This is a genomic window from Bacillus sp. DTU_2020_1000418_1_SI_GHA_SEK_038 (assembly GCF_032341175.1).
In the GTDB taxonomy this organism is placed as follows: Bacteria; Bacillota; Bacilli; order Bacillales; family Cytobacillaceae; genus Cytobacillus.
Window position 1 is genome coordinate 3,016,048 of the sequence record NZ_CP135435.1, and the last position, 13,631, is coordinate 3,029,678.

Annotated in this window: 17 protein-coding genes; 3 read left to right on the plus strand and 14 right to left on the minus strand. The window is 38.9% G+C overall.

The window, feature by feature from the left end; all coding sequences use genetic code 11:
- Positions 1 to 5: 5 nt before the first annotated feature.
- The 8 genes from comGC to RRV45_RS15035 are packed head-to-tail and all read right to left on the minus strand — an operon-like array spanning position 6 to position 4,723.
- Positions 6 to 329 carry a competence type IV pilus major pilin ComGC gene (comGC, locus tag RRV45_RS15000; RefSeq protein ID WP_315665502.1) on the minus strand — a complete coding sequence of 108 codons (324 nt, stop codon included), beginning with the start codon at positions 327 to 329 and terminating at the stop codon, positions 6 to 8.
- Position 330: 1 nt separating this feature from the next.
- A complete protein-coding gene (gene comGB, locus RRV45_RS15005; protein WP_315665503.1) occupies positions 331 to 1,362 on the minus strand; it encodes a competence type IV pilus assembly protein ComGB in 1,032 nt (343 codons plus the stop codon).
- Positions 1,349 to 1,750 carry an ATPase, T2SS/T4P/T4SS family gene (locus tag RRV45_RS15010; protein ID WP_315665504.1) on the minus strand — a complete coding sequence of 134 codons (402 nt, stop codon included), beginning with the start codon at positions 1,748 to 1,750 and terminating at the stop codon, positions 1,349 to 1,351. Before RRV45_RS15010 ends, comGB begins: the two co-directional genes overlap by 14 nt.
- Positions 1,750 to 2,325, minus strand: coding sequence for a M23 family metallopeptidase (locus tag RRV45_RS15015; protein WP_315665505.1), 576 nt, complete (start codon positions 2,323 to 2,325; stop codon positions 1,750 to 1,752). The genes RRV45_RS15010 and RRV45_RS15015 overlap by 1 nt, the downstream gene beginning before the upstream one ends.
- Positions 2,326 to 2,772: a hypothetical protein gene (locus tag RRV45_RS15020; protein WP_315665506.1), complete on the minus strand. Its 447-nt coding sequence runs from the start codon at positions 2,770 to 2,772 to the stop codon at positions 2,326 to 2,328.
- Between the two features lie 5 nt (positions 2,773 to 2,777).
- Positions 2,778 to 2,900, minus strand: coding sequence for a hypothetical protein (locus RRV45_RS15025; protein WP_315665507.1), 123 nt, complete (start codon positions 2,898 to 2,900; stop codon positions 2,778 to 2,780).
- A gap of 10 nt (positions 2,901 to 2,910) precedes the next feature.
- Positions 2,911 to 3,501: a replication-relaxation family protein gene (locus tag RRV45_RS15030; RefSeq protein WP_410489298.1), complete on the minus strand. Its 591-nt coding sequence runs from the start codon at positions 3,499 to 3,501 to the stop codon at positions 2,911 to 2,913.
- Positions 3,428 to 4,723 (minus strand): FtsK/SpoIIIE domain-containing protein, encoded by a 1,296-nt coding sequence (locus RRV45_RS15035; protein WP_315665509.1) that lies wholly within the window; start codon positions 4,721 to 4,723, stop codon positions 3,428 to 3,430. The genes RRV45_RS15030 and RRV45_RS15035 overlap by 74 nt, the downstream gene beginning before the upstream one ends.
- Positions 4,724 to 4,994: 271 nt before the next feature.
- Between RRV45_RS15035 and RRV45_RS15040 the strand changes: the two genes are divergently transcribed.
- Genes RRV45_RS15040 through RRV45_RS15050 form a run of 3 tightly spaced genes read left to right on the plus strand, consistent with a single transcriptional unit; the run spans position 4,995 to position 5,807 of the window.
- Positions 4,995 to 5,198 carry a helix-turn-helix transcriptional regulator gene (locus RRV45_RS15040; protein WP_410489299.1) on the plus strand — a complete coding sequence of 68 codons (204 nt, stop codon included), beginning with the start codon at positions 4,995 to 4,997 and terminating at the stop codon, positions 5,196 to 5,198.
- Entirely contained in the window at positions 5,195 to 5,557 is a 363-nt protein-coding gene (locus RRV45_RS15045; RefSeq protein WP_315665510.1) for a hypothetical protein, read from the plus strand. Before RRV45_RS15040 ends, RRV45_RS15045 begins: the two co-directional genes overlap by 4 nt.
- Positions 5,541 to 5,807 (plus strand): hypothetical protein, encoded by a 267-nt coding sequence (locus RRV45_RS15050; RefSeq protein ID WP_315665511.1) that lies wholly within the window; start codon positions 5,541 to 5,543, stop codon positions 5,805 to 5,807. The genes RRV45_RS15045 and RRV45_RS15050 overlap by 17 nt, the downstream gene beginning before the upstream one ends.
- A 26-nt stretch (positions 5,808 to 5,833) precedes the next feature.
- Here RRV45_RS15050 and RRV45_RS15055 read toward each other — a convergent pair whose 3' ends face one another.
- From RRV45_RS15055 to RRV45_RS15080, 6 genes are read right to left on the minus strand one after another with little or no spacing between them, the layout of a single operon-like run.
- A complete protein-coding gene (locus tag RRV45_RS15055) occupies positions 5,834 to 6,580 on the minus strand; it encodes an N-acetylmuramoyl-L-alanine amidase (protein WP_315665513.1) in 747 nt (248 codons plus the stop codon).
- Positions 6,581 to 6,582: 2 nt separating this feature from the next.
- On the minus strand, positions 6,583 to 6,945 hold the full coding sequence (locus tag RRV45_RS15060) for a phage holin family protein (RefSeq protein ID WP_315665514.1): 363 nt from the start codon (positions 6,943 to 6,945) through the stop codon (positions 6,583 to 6,585).
- A gap of 43 nt (positions 6,946 to 6,988) precedes the next feature.
- Complete coding sequence (locus tag RRV45_RS15065) at positions 6,989 to 7,234, minus strand: hypothetical protein (RefSeq protein WP_315665515.1); 246 nt, start codon at positions 7,232 to 7,234, stop codon at positions 6,989 to 6,991.
- Between the two features lie 11 nt (positions 7,235 to 7,245).
- Entirely contained in the window at positions 7,246 to 11,781 is a 4,536-nt protein-coding gene (locus RRV45_RS15070) for an LPD38 domain-containing protein (protein WP_315665516.1), read from the minus strand.
- A gap of 21 nt (positions 11,782 to 11,802) precedes the next feature.
- The gene (locus RRV45_RS15075) at positions 11,803 to 13,341 is read right to left on the minus strand and encodes a M23 family metallopeptidase (RefSeq protein ID WP_315665517.1); all 1,539 of its coding nucleotides are present in this window, start codon (positions 13,339 to 13,341) and stop codon (positions 11,803 to 11,805) included.
- Positions 13,342 to 13,394: 53 nt separating this feature from the next.
- Complete coding sequence (locus RRV45_RS15080; protein ID WP_315665518.1) at positions 13,395 to 13,622, minus strand: hypothetical protein; 228 nt, start codon at positions 13,620 to 13,622, stop codon at positions 13,395 to 13,397.
- Between the last annotated feature and the right edge of the window lie 9 nt (positions 13,623 to 13,631).

The window sequence follows — 13,631 nt, forward strand, 5'->3', positions numbered from 1 at the left end:
ATTGCTTAATCCATTTCTTCAACAGTTGATACTTTTCCTTGAGCTGAGATTGTAATTTCAGTTCCATTTGGACAGGTTCTTTCCTTATCGTTAATATAATCAGCATCAACAAGTGCTTGAATATCTGCTGGCGGTGATTTTTTTTCAATTTCATAAGCCTGCGCCTGGGCTTGTACCATCTTGACAAATGCCTCACACCCCTTGCTGTTAATTTTGGAATTATGCTTCGTAATATTTGGTATCGTAATAATTAGTAAAACAGAAATAACAAGCAGAACAATCATCATTTCAATCAGTGTAAAAGCTTTTTCGTTTTTCAATACCTTCATATTAAAATCCCTCCAGTAAATGAAACATTGGTAATAGTACAGCTAAGTACATAAATACAATCATTACACCAATAACAGAATACAAAATCGGCTGAATGGTCTTTAGTAATTTTTCTGAACGCTCTTCAATTAGCGTTAAGCAATGTTTGCTAAAGAAAGCCAGCTCCTGATCGAGCTTCCCGTTTTTCTGGCCATGCCTGATAATATGAGGAAGCTCTATTTCTAAAAAAGAATAGCCTATCAGTATATCTTCTAGCCTCTCCCCCCTTCGAAGACTATCAATAATGTCAGCCCCGAGCTCTTGATAGAGAGGCTGTTTATCATTTTTCTCAAACATTCTTAATGCCTCGTGAATAGACAAACCACCCGATAATAAATAACTAATTTGAATCGAAAAATAATGTGAGTAAAATAATTTTAAAAACAAACCCACTACTGGAATTGAAACGAGTATACTCTTTTGCTTGACTTGAGAAAATTTCCGAAATTGTAAAAGGTAGTAACTGAAAAGAACAGCAAGGAAAAGGGTGCATAAACCGAAGAAGAGAGGCATTATATTGCTAAAGAACGTGACTGCGTTCATAAAAAAGTTTGGCTTTAGCTTCATTGAGGAAAATAATGAAGAAAATCTAGGAAGGATCATATAATCAACAAAGATGAATAACACTAACGTAATAAAAATTAATAATACGGGATAAACAAGCAGTTTTTTCAGCTTTTCCAAGTCCCTGTCTCTTTTAAGCATCATTTCACTGCCTTCTTGGAATGCCTGTGCCAAACCGCCATGCTGTTCAGCAAAAAAGACATAGCCAATAAGATGTCGGTTAAACTGAAGCTTTGATAATATTTGATAAAATGGATAACCTTCTCTTAATTGGGCTAAACATTCACCTACCTCATTTTTCTTTCTTCGCGGAAGTTGAAATAGAATAGATTCTATTGCTTCGGATAGCGGGTAGCCTCTTGAAAGAAGCTCCCCTGTTCTTTTTAGAAAATGGCTTTGTTCCTGAAGACTCCACTTATGCCTCCGCATAATCAAGCACCCACCGATCATATTCTGTTTCTTTAATATACCCTAGAGCAATCCCTTTTTTGATGACCTCTTTTAATGTAAAATAATCTACATCCATATATTCACCCTTCGCCTCCATCATTGATGCATGTAAAGCACGTCCTGCAAGAAGCTCAAAAACACTTGCTCTCTTCCATCTTCCATAACTAAAGCAATAGGGTGAACATTCCCCTTGGCAAAATGGACAGGTCAATTCGACTAGCCTTTGTGCTGTTACGGCAACAAGGGTTTGTTCGATTTCCACCCAATTGACACCAAATTCATTTAAGCGGTATATGGCACCTTTTGCGTCTCTTGTATGCATCGTAGAAAGCACTAAATGCCTAGTAACTACAATAGGAACATGCACTATAATATTACCAATCCACCTAAGATAAACACTCCTACAACCCCTACTGAAGCAAGCCTGCCGCTAACCATATTAAGTAGACCCCACACAGCAAAACTAACCCCCACCAGGACAGGTAACGAAATAATAAAATCCGAAACGAAATGCTCAATCCGACTTTGAATAAATTTATCAAAGAAATACCCTCCTATCGACTGCTCCCATGCCATTAATTTATGAGCTAAAGGAGTAGGATCTATAAAGCTACCGTTTTCTTTTAAAGCCAAGTGTAAATGTGGGCCTGTTGAATTCCCTGTATTGCCGCTTAAACCAATTATCTGACCTTCCGCTATACTTTGACCTGCCTTAACCTTAATATCGCTTAAATGCCCGTATATTGCCTGTTTTCCATCAGCTAAACGAAGGATAACTCCTTTGCCAATATTTTCAGAGCCATAGTCAACAATCTTCTCAACAACTGAATCACCAATGGATTTTAATTCGCTCCCCTCTGGGAATGATAAGTCTATTCCAGTATGTGGCTTACTCCGAAAACTCTCCATTTCTCGAAATTTAGAAGTAATTCGGATAATCATTTACACCACACTCTTCATGGCACCGATTAATACATTTAAGACCATAGGAGCAATATTAATAAGAATAATACCTAATCCTGCTGACATTAGCATGGAATAACCTTTTTCCTGCTGACCGATCATCACCATAATAGCCCCGCCTAATACCACGACCATTCCCACAGGATAAGCTAATGCTTGAACTAAATCGATTATAGGACCGAAGGCAGTCATTAACTTACTGGATAATTCCGCAGAAGCCATTACCGGAACTACTTCAGCTGCAAATACCTCTTTCGCTTTTATGGCAGGAGCGAAGATTAAAGGGAGAGAAGTCATGGTAGCCAACCAACCCATTGATTCAACCTTCTCAAAACTAGCTAATTCCTTGGCACAAAAAGCGTTTTCCATCACATGCTCTTTATTCATAAACTGTTTAATGCTCATGGTTTCTTTACGTTTAAACATGATGATCACCTCTTTTTGTTTGTTTTACGCTTCGTAGTTGTGCGTTTCTTTGTTTTCTTTTTGCTCTTTTTTAATCCGTAATCAAGAGCCAATAACCCTACTTGAAGTGCTACTTTTTTCCACGGCATATTAATCCTCCTAATGTAAGTCTTTGATGGTATACACAATGGCATCTAAACCCTCGCATAATTGAAGCAATTGTCTCTTTCTATATTCTGTTGTGGTAATCCAGATGAATTTTGGTCTTTTCTCAAATACATTTAATTGAATCAACTTTCGGTATCTTTCTATCTTTCGTTTGTTTTCTAACATTTTTTGAGTATGGTCTACTTCGATGATGTGATATTGACCAGCCATTGTATAAATAGCATCGGCAATTACTGATACTTCATCTTTGACCGACAGTTTCACTTCGTTTTTCCATGAAATCGGGCAACCTCTAACTATAAATAAGGTGTTCCGCATTAAATGATGTGTAATTTGATGTGTTTTCTTTAATATCTTACTGGCACCCACTCGTTGTCTGCCTTCCGCATTCAAGTAGTAGACATTTTCATTAAGCCTGACTATATTCAGATAACCTCCCATGTCCTTTAATATCCGGTTAGTATTCCTAACACCGCCCAAACGATGAAGCTTTTGAAGTTGCGACCTACTAAGAAAGCCCAATTTCTTCAAGCTCAAGAGAATGTTTTCGTGTCGTTGTTCCTTTGATGCTCTCACCGACATCACTCCTTGCTTTAAATGTAATGTGCGGCTGAATGGTTTCTTTAATGGTTTGATTACTGATATAAGGTGTTTGTACTTCAATTAAGCCTAAATCCTTATATAAGGCCCTTCCTTGGATAGCAGAAAGCTTTTCTGCACCGCCTTGATCTAACACCACTTGGCTTGCTGTTGCTGTGTCCAGAACAAAGCAAAGTCTGCCAATACAATTACGCTTTACTTGTGAGCTTATCGTTTCTGCTGTTGGATATTGTGTTGTGTAGATTAATCGTAAACCGCTTGCCCTCCCCTTCCTTGCAATGTCCTTCAATAACTTCTGGCAATCTTTATCGTCTGCCATGTCCGCTGCTTCATCAATGACAATAAAATGACGATCCTTGAATCCTGCTTCTTTTACATTCGAAAATCCTTTTTCTAATAAATACTCAGTAACCTTATCCATCTGATTTACCGCTGACTGTAAAGCTTTTCTTGCTTCTTCCACATCTGGTGCATATGCCTTTACTTGTTTTAAATGGCGATAACGGTTAAATTCTAATCCTCCTTTTAAGTCGATAAGGGTAAATGATACATCATCCCCTTTGTTCGTCAGTAAAGTGTTAATCGTACAATTTACCCAATTGGATTTTCCGAAATCTGTTGTGCCAGCTACGATAATATGAGCCTTTTTTTCAAAGTCATGAATTATCCAACCACTACGGCTTTTTCCTACCGGGACCATCCAACCATCAGTTATCCCTTTCTCATAATCAAATTTCGTGATTAATGGTTCATCAAACACCTTAATCTTCAACACCCCATCATAGGACAGCTCTATTTCTTTTTTAAGCTGTTTCTTCTTGTTGAGTAAGGTCTTTATATCCATTATCAGATTGCGGTCTAATCGAAGTGTTTTTATGTCCTGAAACGAAATGTTAGGGATTGCCTGTTTGTTGTTGATTCCGTCTTGGATATTGTCTTTTTTGTTTTCGAAATCATGAAAACTTAAACCTAATGGAATTCTGAAAGCGCACTCGGTTCCAACTACTTTTCCACCATCTTTAATTTTTGATCGCCTTAACAGCTGCATTGTTTTTTTCTCACCATTTTCTTTTACGGTCAGTCCGTTATTGGTACAAATTCTTTGAATCTTAGCCGCGTCATTCACTCCCCCACCCTGCTTCTGAAGAAACGAGTAACCGACTAGACAACCTGCTAACAATGAAGTTGTTACCTCCACTAACATGAAGTCACCACCACCTTTAATATACGTAGTATAGTCCTCGACAAAAAGAAGAAATAAGATTGGTTGCAACCATTGATAAAACTGAATTTCTCCCCTTCCAGAAATGATTCTAGGATAGAATTTTGAAAGGAATATCTATTTGGAATAATATACTATATGGGTGTAAGCCCAATAAATGCGTGTCCTGCACAAAATTAGTTGTATTTTTTTTAACCTAATTTTATGAAAGGGATAATATTTAATTTGTGGAATGTATATATTGGTGATAAATATGCTGAAGAGCAATATAGGGAAATTAATAGATGAATCTCCTTACAAGAACGAATATGTCATGAGGTATATGGAGGTATCAAGAAACACACTGAGTAATTGGAGGACAGGAAAAGCGTTCCCTTCAATTGAAAAGGCTTTTAAGTTATCGAGGTTGTTGAATAAAACGGTTGAAGAACTATTTGAATGGGAGGATAGAAAATGATATTTGAATTGTTAGGTGCTGCATTAGGTGCTATATTAGGTGCGTTGCTGATCTTTACGTTAATTTCATTCTTTTTAGATGTAATCACTAGGTATAGAATAAGTATTTCGAAGAATTTGAACATAACTTTAGTATTAACGATTGTTTTCGCTGTTGTTTGGGGAGAAATATGGGGTTTGTCACCGGATGAATCCATTATTCGGTATGTTCCTGGGATATTGATTATCTATTTTTATGATAGGTACAAAAAACTAAAAAAGAAATGTCCGCATTGTCAGGAAAGGATTAAACTTAACGCCAGCAAATGCAAGCATTGTCAAACTGCTTTGGAGAATAAAGTATATGAAAGTATTAATTGAAACTCATACAAGGGTTGAAGGAACTGGCAACATGCGCCGGGGTGAATTTTATGTGAATGATCAGGAATTTAAAGAAAATCCGGACTTTACTGTCGGGGTTGTGGCTTATGAATGGGTTGAGCAGCAGAAGCGAGAAACTGGATTTAGAGACACTGTTATTGAAAAGGTAATCTGGAATGAGGTAAATGACATTACTGAACTCGTAAAACAAATTAGACCGATTGAACCAATTGACGATTTACCATTTTAAGCCCCTCTCGAAAGAAGGGCTTTTTCTTATTTCAACTTCTTTTCTAATTCTTCTACTCGGCGGGCTAACGGAATCATTGCATTCCATACATAATACTGATTTACTTCACGGAATGGTTTTTTCCCGTCAGTAATTCCTAAACGAATAGCTTCTTGCCTAACGGCTTCCTGTCCTGGAGTTAGAGTTTGTTCGCTCACAGATTTTACCTCCTTTGGATTTAAAGGCTTATATACGACACCTTCATCTCTGCAAATTGCTCGAACCACACATTCATACATACCTTCACGGTAGGCCTTATCTTTTATTTTTTCAGATTGTGGACCATCCACAAAATCATATTCAATTATTGTTGTACGACAGTTACCGGTGCGCCTATGCATGTAATAAAAATCTTGTTTCGGATTGTTAGGAAGAGACTTAAAGAATACTGGTCTAGATCTTACAGGATAGCCAGCTGCTCTAAATTCCTCAATAAGGAAATGCTCGAACTTCCCATCAGAATGTATAGAATGGATCACCTCTATACCGCTTCCACCACTAGCGTTAAAATGGTGCGACATACACTTTTTAAACTTTTTAACCTTTGCCACTCTTTGATCTTCATCTAAAGTTTCATCCTTATACCTAGTGCACTCACTCTCTATTCCATGATCTGACAAACGTTTATTTACATAGAGAGCCGCTTCAAGAGTGTACACTTTTTCAATATTACCTTTCGCAACCGCGCCTGGATCTTTTCCACCATGACCAGCATCTTGTTTCCAGTTAGTCACCTTTACTCACCTTTTCCGACTTTATTTTTATCGAAATACTTCGTGAGGAACTTCATATCAATTCCGATTCTGCTGAAATTCTCAATAATGCTTAACCCCTCATATGCCGCAATTAAACCCACACCTAGCTTAATAATGTAGCCTTGCGAATCTAAATAAGCATCAATAAACACAAGAAAAGCGAGCGCAACAAGCTCACCTACTTTTCGAATAAAGCCTATATAATTTATGGAACTATTGATTTTCTTTTGCGCTCCTGCTGCCAATAAACCTGTCACTACGTCAAAAAGAATTAGCCCCAAGACAAAAAACCAAAAGTTGCCCACTATATTAGTTATGTCAAAACCGCCAATAATTTCCTGCATTGTTTTCCTCCCCATAAAAAAGAGGACTGAAATTTATCAGCCCTCAAAAATGTTTTTTGAATCCTTTTTCATCCCGGGTTTTGTCATCTTTGAAAATACTAACGACAATATCCTTTATGACTATTAATAATTTAACCACACCAACTATCACGACTAAGAAAAAGATACCACCAAACACAATACTTAATAGTGGGTCTAAAAAGGATATGGTGTGGATATAAGCTAAATAAATTACAATCCCCAATGGAATCCAGAATAAAGGGGATAGATACTCAAACAGTTTCTTCAAGTTCTCACCACCTACGGGATTCTATTACCCGCCTTCGCAATTTGAGTAATCGCCTGGTCAATTCGTTTGATTACCTCTGTTTTTTCTTTACCGCTCATATTCGGATCATCAATAACCGCACGTTTAGCTGCTTGCAATTCGCTGATTTCCTTAGATAGCTTGTTAATTGTCTGGTATGTCTCGCTGTTTTCGTGGTCAGGGTTATGTTTCTTCGCTGACAGATTTTCACGCCTTAACTTTTCCATTCGTTTGTAGAAGTCATTTACACTCTGGTTATTGCCATCGAGATTTTTAACTACAAAACGATTTAATACTGGCATATCCGCAATTCCGCGATCAGGCATTTCAGGACGTTCAACACCGCCTAATTTAGCCCCCAAGTCTGTAAGCTTTAAAGCATAATTCCCCAAACCGCCTGTATACCCTTTGAAAACATGTTCTGCTTTTCTTGGTGATTTTTTCGCAATAGCACCAAACTTTTTCGAGATTTCACTTTGATATGGCCCAAACTGATCTTCAGGCAACATGTCTTGTTCACGCCTAGGCACGATAGGAGAATCAAAGTGTATACTCTTATTCCCAAATACTTCAATCCATGGAAGAAAAGCAGTTGGAATCCAGTTAGGTGTAAAGGCTTCGCGGACTGTTTTCCCAAATCCTTCGAATGCTTTCGGATCATTCGTTTTCATGGAGTCCAACAATCTCTCAAAAGACGTACCGAACATAACCCCTGCTTCAAACGGTTTAGGAAGTTTGTAAATCTGATCTCCGGCTTTGAAGTGCCAAAACAAATCTCTTTCACGTTGTGGGATCTCTCTATACCATTCTTGGTCGTGATTATAGTAATATGCCACGACAGATGGTAATGTGATGCTGGTTATCGCCTTAACGGGAGCTTTAACTGGATGTTCTTTAAAGGTTCGAGCTAGTTTATCCATAGACTGAACAGCTGCATTAAAGAAAGCTGTTACTTGGTTGTATTGCCTTCCGATGTTTCCAGCTCGGCTAAAGTCAATCAAATCACGTGAAGAGAATGCCGCTTCTTTTGGTGTAGCACCCTTTTTCAATCCTTTCTTAAATTCACCTACCCTTGTGGATTCTTCCGTGATCTCGGAAAGCTTTCGTAAAGGTTCAAGCGCTGACTTTATAGGACTCCTTGCTACATTCTTAGTTTTTTGCCATGCGGTTTGTTTTATCATCTTACGCAAATCTTGTTGTAGATATTCGCGGTCAAGTGTTGATAAAACCGAGTTTGCACCGCCACTTTGCTTCCATAGCCAATAATCGCTATCTTTCTTTAGAACACTTTTCATCCCTTTTGCCATATCTACAAATGGAATAAATCCATACTTGGAGTTTACAAAGGCAGACAACTGATCTCTGAAAATGTTTACTGGCCCGAAGTCAGGAGAGAGCACAGCACCAGCGCGCAATGATCTTGCAGGGATGCCCATGACATTAAGAAAGACATTTTGTTTTTGTGCATCCAACGAAAGCATAGCCTTGTATAAATCCTCTTGAAGTTCCATTTCAATCTTCTGCCCATCTTTGTACACGTAAACTTTATTCCCTTCGCCTTTAAAGAGATTATCAATCGCATCTGTTCGGCCGTCAGTCATTTGGATGGTTGCATCATCCAGGACACTAGAAAGATTATCAATCGAACTGTCTTGCTTGGTTACGTTTGTAATCCGGCCCCACATGTTATCCTTTGGCGCACTCTTGATTAAATCATGTAACGCCACTCCGACTTTGTTTCTTTCTGCAATGTTCGTGATAACATACGTGTTCTTAACCAAACTTTCAACAGGGTTAATGATTGGTTTTTCTGAGCCTGTTCTCTGTTTCACGGGATTGGTCAGACTAGCAAACTTCTTTTTCGGGCTAATCGGTTCAAACCCTCTCACCCTTGGCTCCTGCACCCGGTTCATCGGAATATAGTTAGGGTTATCCTTGAAAATTTGCTCGATTGCATCATCGGTGTAATAGCCGGATTCTTTTAATTCTTTCATAAGCGTTTGACTATACTTCACTAATTCCTTTTGATGCTCTTTAAATGCTGGTGATTCCGCTTCAAGTTGGCGAATAGCCGCTTCTGCAAGCTGATAATCATTCATTCCTTCGACATTCTTTGGCTTAATTCCTGCTGTTAATCCTTTTTGGTCATAATCTAAAGCACGTTTAGAAGTTGTATAGGCAAGAAAATCATCTATTTTATTCTCGATTGGCTTAATGATCTCTTTAAGGGATTTCGCCACTTTTTGACCTTGTTCATTAAACACTCCGCCGTTTAAATAAGTTTCTGCTTTCCCTGCCACTCCACGCGCTAATTGAGCCAGTTTGTGAGGGTCATTTTCGATTTTAATACCTTTACCGCCTAAATCCTTTGTAGCTTTATTTACTGCGTGCAAATCACTTACAAGAGCAGTGTAGACTTTATCAAAAGACCACTTAGACTTTTCTCGTTTTCCTGTTGTATCAATCTGTTGTTTTACTATCTCTTTCGGATTATTTATGTCAATCGGTGTACGGTCGACAGGTGTACCTCGAATAATTTTTGGTTCTTTAGCCTTTGAAGCAGAAATAGCTTCAAAACCTTTTGTTGTTTTCCCGCTCATCACAGGAGTGTTTTTAATGTCAGCCTTATTCCAACCTTTAGGAATTGTTTTTTGTGATTGGCTAAACTGCTTCACCAAACTATCCTGTGGTCTGCTAAAACGCAAAGCATCAAATGAAGGTTCTGGCTGTTTAGGTGGTGCTAAATCCTCTGCGTGTTTGAACATCTCATCTAAGGTTGCTAATCGGCTTATTTTAGGTTCTGGCTTCTTTGGAGGAAATAAAGCTTTTATCTTTTCATTAACAAGTGGATCTTCTCTTAAATCATCTTTGATCGTTCTCTTTGGTGGTTCTGGAATAGGTTCTGGTTTAGGTGCTGGTGGCGATTCGAATCCCTTTGGATAGGCAAGGTCAACTGCTTGTTCTAAGCGAATCGGCTCATCATATCGAGCAAACTGGCTCCACAAATCTTCCAAAGCTTCAGGAGTCATACGGTTCATGTCATAATTATCGTTTACATGACGAGCGAATTCTTCATATCTGCCCTGCCAATATACTTGCCCTCTACTTAAATGGTCAATAGGAGTTTCAATGGGTGTTAAATCAGGTCGAGACTTCGGTGTATGCTTTCCGCTTTGGGCAAAATTAACTCCCGCCTGTTCAAATTCCCCTCTTTTAGCTGCAATCCTCATTACATCTGGCATTTGTGGGATAGGACTCGATAATCCGTTTGGTTGTTTAAAAGCGTTGTTGAAGGTTTCTGAATTCGGTTTTACTCTTGGTCCAGGTAATTGCAACTGTGGTTCTGGAAGCCCTAATGGTTTAGCTGGTGCTGGAATTGGTGTTTCTTTAGGTGCCGGCAAAGCTAATAATTCCTCTGTTTGTGGCCTAACATTCTTCGCCGCTCTTGCGCCTTTTATTAAATTGTAAATTCCGTGCATAGCAGGATCTAAAACTGCTCCAGCAGTCAATCCAATCCCTGTTCTAATAGCGTGGTCTTTCATGTCATAAGCTTCTGAATTCACCATTTCATTGACCGCTGAAATTCCACCCTCTGCAATTCCTCCTGCTAAACCGCCTGTAATTGCTTTTTGTCCATATGGATTCGCAATCTTAGAGAAGGCAGGAACTTTATTTAAAGCATGATTTGCTAACTTATAAGCTTGTCCATAAGGAGCGATAGCAGCTGCTAATAAACCGCCTGTGTTTAGGATTTTTGTTTCAAGCCCTCTGTCCTTTTGAGCAGCTTTAACAACCGGGTTATCAGGAGCATTTTGCGCCATCCGTTCAGCGTTCCCAGGCGCGATAAACTCAGTGGCACCTTTTGAAATAGGAGCAAGAAAACGGTCAGCTAAACCTAACATTCCATCACGTTCTCCATCACCATCCACATCTTTGCTAGTGAGGAAATCGCCAACTTTACCTAGGAATCCCTTTTGGGGTTTACTGTCATTTTTTTTTAATGCGTCAAAACCCTTTTTCTCCGCTGGCTCATTGCTATACTGTGCGATTAAATCTGCTGTTGTAGGCTTTTTATTTGCTTCTTTTTGTAAGCTTTTAGAAAACTCCTTATACTCCCTTTCAGAACGGAATTGACCGTTAGAGAGTTTGTCGTACAAGGAATTAATGTACTCACTGACACTAAACCCCTTTTCCTTTACTTGAGCCTGTAAATACGGGTCATTTCGGATTTCTTCTCCTACGCGGTAAGCACCTTGAGATCTCATATCGTCAAGAGTTAATGTGGAACCATCCCGTTTAATCAGCGTATTATTTTCTAAGTTATCAGACCACAAACTTTGTTTTGATGCTTCTTTTTGCGCTTTCTGATATTCTTTTAATCGTCTTTGATAATCTTGTTTTTCGAAATCAGCTTTCGCTTTAGTCGCTCCAATACTTCGAGCATTAGAAAGACCGACATCAAAAGAGCCGGCCCCGTAACGAGATTCAAATATTTTTTTATACTTGTTTTCATCAAAATTAGATGCCATGGTTGCACCCCTCTTTACTGTTTACTTTAAGAAACGAGATGGGTCAACCAGCCCACCTTTTGAATTAGTCACTTCATAATGCAAATGGGCGCCTGTGGAACGTCCAGAGTTGCCGGATTTACCTATGAAGCTTCCTCTTGATACCTCTTGCCCTACTTTTACATTAACGCTGTCTAAATGGGCATAACGGTGTAGAAATCCATTCGCATCTTGAATAACGACTGTATTCCCATAGCTAGAATGACCACTCGTGGAAACGACTTTACCGCTAACTGTTGAAGCTAGTGAAGTACCCTTTGGTACCGCCAAATCTACACCTCTATGTGAATCTTGTTTTCCGGTGAAGGGATCCGCTCGCCCTCCGTATTGTGAAGTGATCTTGTAGTCTTTTGTATTCGGAATCCAACCATCCCCTTTCACCTCTGTATTAAAACCCGCGTTTTGGTAGTAATCGATCATAGCTTGATTCATAGCTTGATCTAAATTTCCCCTGTATTCCATCTCATACATACGCCATGCAGCTTCTTCACCATATTGAGCTTTAGCCCATTCCAATTGAGCCTTTTCAGAAGCAGACATATTATTGAACACGTACTGTCTCCATGCTCTTGCATCCTTCTGTTCAGATTCCCATTCTGCATCTCTACGGGCATCACGGGACTGCTGATAACCAAAATTACGTTCATCAAGTGCCCTTTGATAGTCAAACTGCTGATTATATCGCTGGTCACCAATAAGATCTCGAGACCTGTTATAATCGAAATCACGTTGGTTAGTAAACTTGCCAAAGTCAAACTGTTCACGGTTAAGGTTAAGCCCTTCGACTCCAAGGTATTCAGATAAAGCCGCAGCACGCTCTTGCAACGCCATGTTTTGATCATACTCAACCATTCGTTGAGCCATTTCAGCAGTCTTAGCCGCCCTTTGAGCATCAAGATCAGAAACATTTGATTGGGTAGCTAAGCCGATTTTATTCATTTGATCAGCTGCTAATCCGCTATGAGATAACCCTCGTTTACTAGCAACTTCAGATGCATTTAATTCGTTCTGATAACGCTGTTTATAGACGTTTTCTAATGCACGTTCATATAAGGGGTCTAGTTGTTGTTTTGCACGATCAGAAGCTTCACCATAAGACATAGCTTGTCGAGAACTAGGATTATAAGTACCTCTGGAACTACCTCCAGAAGATAATGCTGTATCACTGTTGTTCATCCCTTGTGCCACATCTTGTTGAGAAAAATAAGCATTCCAATCATCATACTTTGATGGCCCTTGAGTTGATTGACTAAAGTAGTCTTTCAAATTACCGGAATCATAAAGCTTCTGCTCGTTTGGTGATAACCATTGTCTACGGTTGTCCGGATTATCGTAGTAGCCGCTATTTACTTTTTGTAATTCATTACTTCGGTAATTATCTATTGCTTTATATTTATCATCGACAGTAGGAGGAGTATATCTTCCATACTTCTTATCGATTTCAGTTGGTGACAATCCAGTAAAATTACCCTGTTTTTGACGTTCCACTGCTAATTTATATTCATCTTCATATGTTGCCATTTGCCATCAACTCCTTTCGAAGCATAAAAAAGAGAGCCGTTAGGCTCTCCTGGTTATTCAGATACAGTTGGGTATTTGTATGCCATTGTATCGTTGAATTGTTCCTCATTAATCCACCCTTGCGTGTAAGCATGCTTAATCTGATCATCGGTATAATTAGCTGCCGCGAATTGTTTAACCGGCTCAATATAAGCCGGGTCAATCGTTTCGAATTTTGTCACACCAAACATGTAAATATTTCTTGCGTAGGTTGAAGTTCTAAATCCATAAATTACAGTCATTTAAATCAC

Coding starts and splice junctions, on each gene's coding strand:
- comGC (WP_315665502.1), bottom strand. CDS start 329: ATGAAGGTATTGAAAAACGAAAAAGCTTTTACACTGATTGAAATGATG.
- comGB (WP_315665503.1), bottom strand. CDS start 1,362: ATGCGGAGGCATAAGTGGAGTCTTCAGGAACAAAGCCATTTTCTAAAA.
- RRV45_RS15015 (WP_315665505.1), bottom strand. CDS start 2,325: ATGATTATCCGAATTACTTCTAAATTTCGAGAAATGGAGAGTTTTCGG.
- RRV45_RS15020 (WP_315665506.1), bottom strand. CDS start 2,772: ATGTTTAAACGTAAAGAAACCATGAGCATTAAACAGTTTATGAATAAA.
- RRV45_RS15025 (WP_315665507.1), bottom strand. CDS start 2,900: ATGCCGTGGAAAAAAGTAGCACTTCAAGTAGGGTTATTGGCTCTTGAT.
- RRV45_RS15030 (WP_410489298.1), bottom strand. CDS start 3,501: ATGTCGGTGAGAGCATCAAAGGAACAACGACACGAAAACATTCTCTTG.
- RRV45_RS15035 (WP_315665509.1), bottom strand. CDS start 4,723: ATGTTAGTGGAGGTAACAACTTCATTGTTAGCAGGTTGTCTAGTCGGT.
- RRV45_RS15040 (WP_410489299.1), top strand. CDS start 4,995: ATGCTGAAGAGCAATATAGGGAAATTAATAGATGAATCTCCTTACAAG.
- RRV45_RS15045 (WP_315665510.1), top strand. CDS start 5,195: ATGATATTTGAATTGTTAGGTGCTGCATTAGGTGCTATATTAGGTGCG.
- RRV45_RS15050 (WP_315665511.1), top strand. CDS start 5,541: ATGAAAGTATTAATTGAAACTCATACAAGGGTTGAAGGAACTGGCAAC.
- RRV45_RS15060 (WP_315665514.1), bottom strand. CDS start 6,945: ATGCAGGAAATTATTGGCGGTTTTGACATAACTAATATAGTGGGCAAC.
- RRV45_RS15070 (WP_315665516.1), bottom strand. CDS start 11,781: ATGGCATCTAATTTTGATGAAAACAAGTATAAAAAAATATTTGAATCT.
- RRV45_RS15075 (WP_315665517.1), bottom strand. CDS start 13,341: ATGGCAACATATGAAGATGAATATAAATTAGCAGTGGAACGTCAAAAA.
- RRV45_RS15080 (WP_315665518.1), bottom strand. CDS start 13,622: ATGACTGTAATTTATGGATTTAGAACTTCAACCTACGCAAGAAATATT.